Source organism: Staphylococcus sp. GDY8P85P (assembly GCF_017892405.1).
In the GTDB taxonomy this organism is placed as follows: Bacteria; Bacillota; Bacilli; order Staphylococcales; family Staphylococcaceae; genus Staphylococcus; species Staphylococcus borealis.
In genome coordinates this window covers 60,594-65,631 of record NZ_JAESLA010000041.1, presented here as the reverse complement: position 1 = coordinate 65,631, position 5,038 = coordinate 60,594, and the positions used below count along the sequence as shown (strand labels likewise).

Genomic DNA, 5,038 nt, shown 5'->3' with positions numbered 1-5,038 from the left:
GTGAAATTCTCTTTGTTGGGGGCCTCGCCCGCAGGGATGACTATAACTGAGAAAAGCTTGATTGAAGCGCCTTCTCAGTTCAGTCAGCTACTACGAAATTGCAAAATAGCATAATTATATTATTTATGTCCCAGTCTCTTTCTATTCTATTCATTTTTAATTTGTTATGATTAAATCAATGACTTGATGAAAAGGTGAAAATTTTTATGGCGAAAATTTACTTCGACGCAGCGACTAAAGGCAATCCTGGAAGAAGTACATGTGGCATAGTAATTAAGGAAGATGATAAGAAATATGTATATACGCATGACTTAGGTGAAATGGATAATCATAGTGCGGAATGGGCTGCCTTAATTTATGCACTTGAACATGCTCGTGAGCTGAATGTAATGAATGCGCTATTATATACAGATTCGAAATTGATTGAAGATAGTGTCAATCAAGGGTTTGTAAAAAACATTCGATTCAAGCCCTATTTTGAAAATTTAGAAATACTTGAGCAGAGCTTTGAATTGTTGTTTGTAAAGTGGGTTCCTAGAGAACAAAACAAAGAAGCAAATCAACATGCTCAACAAGCTTTATTCAAACTGACAAAAAGGAAAAAATAATATAAAAATGTAACATCCCCCCCTAATTTAGAATTAATTAGGGGGGGATAACTTTAGATCGTCAACTATCTATTTATGCTCTTTTTTACGTCGTTTTGTTAATAATGCTAAACCACCTAGTAATGCAGTAAATAAAGCTGTAGATGATGCATCGCTATGTGTGAGACCTGTGTTAGGTAATGTTTGGATACCATTATGATTGTGTTTATTTGAAATGTGATCTTTTGAGTTATGATTATCTTGACCATTTAAATTTTGGTGACCATAGTTTGAATCACTTTGATCAACCTTAACATTTTTTCGATTTCGATTATTTTTGTCATCATCAGACAATGTAGCTTTAACTGGTTTTGATAGTGAACTATTCGGATGTTCAGCGTTATCTGTCGCTTTAGCATAAATATTGCCTTCTGGGATTGGTACGGTTGGCGTTATGGTTACATGTCCATTTGCGTCTGTAGTTCCTGAACCAATCACATTACCATTTTTATCAATCAAATCAACATGTGTATTAGGATCCGTAGTTATTGATATCGGTGTACGAGTCCCTCCTTTATCAGAAATATCTGCATCAAATGTTGGTACAGTTGGTGGTGTTGTATCTGTAGCTTTAACAGGATCTGAGGTAGAACTGTTAGGTGTCTCAGCATCATCTGTCGCTCTAACAAATACATTACCTTCTGGAATCGGTGAGATTGGTGTAATAAATGCGTGTCCATTACTGTCTGTAGTTCCTGAACCAATCACGTTACCATCTTTATCCAACAATTCAACTTTAGTATTTGGGTCAGTGGTTACTTCAACAGGATCGATTGTGCCTGCCTTACCATCTAAAGTACCAACCACTGATGGTTTGGTTGGCGGTGTTGTATCCGTAGCTTTGACAGGTTCTGATGTTGAACTATTTGGTGTTTCAGCATGATCCGTCGCTTTAGCAATCACGTTACCTTCTGGAATAGGTCTAGTCGGAACAATTGTTACATGTCCAGATGGGTCTGTGTCTCCCGAACCAAGACTATTACCATCTTTATCAAAAATTTCTACATGTGTATTAGGATCTGTAGTTAACTTAATTGGTAGTTGTGTCCCCGCTTTTCCAACTAAATCTGTATCAAACGTTGGTGCAACTGGAGGTGTTGTATCGGTTGCTTTTTTAGGTTGCGAAGTAGAACTATTTGGATGTGTTGCATTGTCAGTAGCCTTAGCAATGATATTGCCTTCAGGAATAGGTCTAGACGGAATAATCGTTACATGTCCAGATGAATCTGTGTCTCCCGAACCGAGGCTATTGCCATCCTTATCGAAAATCTCTACATGTGTATTAGGATCCGTAGTTACTTCGATTGGTGTTTGTGTCCCTGCTTTTCCTGTTAAATCCGTTTCCATATTTGGCGCAACTGGTGGCGTTAAATCTGTAACTTCAACTGGGTCTGAAAAGCTACTATTTGGTGTTTCAGCATCGTCTGTCGCTTTAGCAGTTAGTGGCCCTTCTGTTAACGGTTTGTTTGGAATAATTGTAATATGGCCATTATTATCCGTCATACCACTTCCTAATAAATAATTATCCTTATCAAATAATTCAACTTTAGTATTAGGATCTGTTGTGATTTCAATTGGCGTTACTGTGTCTACTTTATCTACTAAATTTGTATGAATAATAGGTTTGTCAGGAGGCGTTGTATCAGTTGCTTTTTTAGGATCAGAAGTAGATGAGTTTCCACTATCATCTGTAGCTACTGCCGTTACATTACCTTCAGGAATTGGTCTAGTTGGTACGATATAAGCATGTCCTTTATCATTAGTTCTTGAAGCGCCCAATGGTTTATTGTATTTATCTCGTAATTCGATATTTGTAAATGGATCTGTAGTAACTTCAATTACAAATGGTCTATTCTGAGGGTCAGTGTTTAAAGCCTCAATCGGATCTGAAGTGACGCTCTCTGATCCACGTGTTGCTTTAGCAGAAACATTACCTTTAGGAATCCATTGTTGAGGGACGATCGTAACATGACCAGTTTCATTAGTTCTACCTGTACCCATGGTTGCACCATCTTTATCTAACAATGCTACATCTGTATTTGGTGAAGTTAATATTTCTATAGGTCTCTTAGTGTTAGCAGCATCTGCAACACTTGTAATAAATGTTGGCTTAATCAGAGGTGCTTGCTGATCTACGGATGTCGAAGGAGTTTTTGGATTATCAATTCTGACACCTGAGTTGTCAACTGGATCTGAATTTGTAGCTCTCTTATTTCTAACATGGCTATTAGTTGCTTGACTAGATACTAATTTTAGAGATTCATTTTTAGTTTGCGATATACTACTATCTTGCTTAATAAATTGTGATTGTTCATTAGCGTTACTTAAAGTATTTGAATGAATTTGGTTTGGAGTTTTTGTCTCATTAGGAGAATTAACTGACTTTGTAATAGCGTCTTTATTAGCATCTTCTAAATTATTTTTATCCTGTTGTTGCGTTGCATTTGTTAATTCACTCGCTTGCGCATGATTTGTAACTCCCAGAAATATAAATGTGGCTACTAATGTTGAAAATGTACCAATTGCATACTTTCGAATACTAAACTTTTGTAATTGATTATGTTGATTCATAGGTGCAATACTCTCCTTTACACTTTTAATGTAAATAATTAATTTATAACAGTCTTGGGTGTTTAAATCGGCTAATGGATGTATCATTTATAAAATATTTATTCATTTTAGCTATTGACCTTAACTGTTAGTTAAATTTCAGACTAAGGATAGAAATCCAACTTAATTATTATAATAATATTATAGCATTCATTTGTTGTTATGTATTGCACGACTTTATATTTATTATTGTTCTTTTCTATATAATAATTGTATTGTTGGAGTATTGAAGTAAAATAACTTCTTGTAAATTTCTATTATAAATGTTTTAATGTTTTTGTTTTTTTCTTTGAAACTCATATATAGTTATGTTGCATATCGAATTGTTATTAAAGATATTTAAATTCTATTTGCAATTTGTATATATTAAGTTAAATAACTACGTCAGTAAATTTTTAATGACGTTAGTTACTTGAGCATTTTTAATATTTAATTTTAAAAATGATAATGATAACTATGGAATATTTTAATGAGATTTGAAAAAATTTACATAGTTATGAAAAGTAAATGATGTATTGCCATACATAAATGTCTGTATTAAAAATTATAAACAATAAAGTCCACCAAAATCGGTTAAGATTTTAGTGGACTTCTTTATTTAGAAAGTGTATAAGTTTATTTATTTCTTTTTAGTATCTTTTCTTTCTTTTTTTCTACTAATAAATAATACAAAGCTTCCTAGTAATGTAATGAGATATGGTAAAGTGTTGCTTTCATCCATTGTTTTACCAGTATTTGGCAAAGTATTTACCATGTTTTCAGTATTATTAGCTTTGCTTCTTCTTCTGTCATCCTCAGAATTTTTAGAAATTCTTTTCTCTTTGTGTTTAGATACATTAGAAATTTCTTTTTCTGTTGTTTTATGAGGCTTGTTAATCAGTTTAGTAGCTTTTACTGGTTTAGATATTGAACTATTCGGATGTTCTGCATTATCAATCGCTTTAGCATAAATATAGCCTTCCGGAATAGGTTTAGTCGGTGTGATTGTGACATGACCAGTATCATCTGTTGTACCAGAACCAATGACATTACCATCTTTATCAAGTAAATCAACATGTGTATTTGGATCAGTAGTCACAGTGATTGGTGATTTAGTTGTTGCCTTACCAGTTAAATCATCAGTAACAACTGGTTCCGTCGGAGGTGTTGTGTCAGTAGCTTTAACTGGATCTGACGTAGAACTATTCGGATGTTCTGCGTTATCCGTTGCTTTCACAGTCACATTACCTTCAGGGATAGGCACCGTTGGTGTAATTGTCGCATGACCCGTACTATCTGTTGTACCAGAACCAATGACATTACCATCTTTATCAAGTAAATCAACATGTGTATTCGGATCAGTTATAACTTCAACAGGGTCTTTCGTACCCGCTTTACCAACTAAAGTACCAACAACTGAAGGTTTCACCGGAGGTGTTAAGTCAGTTGCTTTCTTCGGTTGAGACGTAGAACTATTCGGATGTTCCGCGTTATCAGTTGCCTTGGCAGTCACGTTACCTTCCGGAATAGGCACCATTGGTGTAATTGTGACATGGCCAGTATCATCTGTCGTACCAGAACCAATGACATTGCCATCTTTGTCTAATAATTCGACTTTTGTATTTGGATCAGTAGTCACAGTGATTGGCGTTTGAGTACCTGCTTTACCAACTAAATCTGTGTCCAGTGTTGGAGTAGTTGGTGGCGTTGTATCCGTCGCTTTAACTGGATCTGACGTAGAACTATTTGGATGTTCCGCGTTATCTGTTGCCTTCGCAGTAACGTCACCTTCCGGAATAGGT

2 protein-coding genes and 1 pseudogene are annotated in these 5,038 nt (G+C 35.1%); 1 reads left to right on the top strand and 2 read right to left on the bottom strand.

Features of this window, described 5'->3' with window-relative positions; genetic code table 11:
* Positions 1-206 precede the first annotated feature (206 nt).
* Positions 207-608: a ribonuclease HI family protein gene (locus KA828_RS09100; RefSeq protein ID WP_075108496.1), complete on the top strand. Its 402-nt coding sequence runs from the start codon at positions 207-209 to the stop codon at positions 606-608.
* Positions 609-677: 69 nt separating this feature from the next.
* Here KA828_RS09100 and KA828_RS09095 read toward each other — a convergent pair whose 3' ends face one another.
* Together KA828_RS09095 and KA828_RS09090 are read right to left on the bottom strand one after the other, a co-directional pair.
* Positions 678-3,218, bottom strand: coding sequence for a YSIRK-type signal peptide-containing protein (locus tag KA828_RS09095; RefSeq protein WP_210126086.1), 2,541 nt, complete (start codon positions 3,216-3,218; stop codon positions 678-680).
* A 658-nt stretch (positions 3,219-3,876) separates the two neighbouring features.
* Positions 3,877-5,038, bottom strand: a pseudogene (locus tag KA828_RS09090) (YSIRK signal domain/LPXTG anchor domain surface protein); the annotation flags it as partial.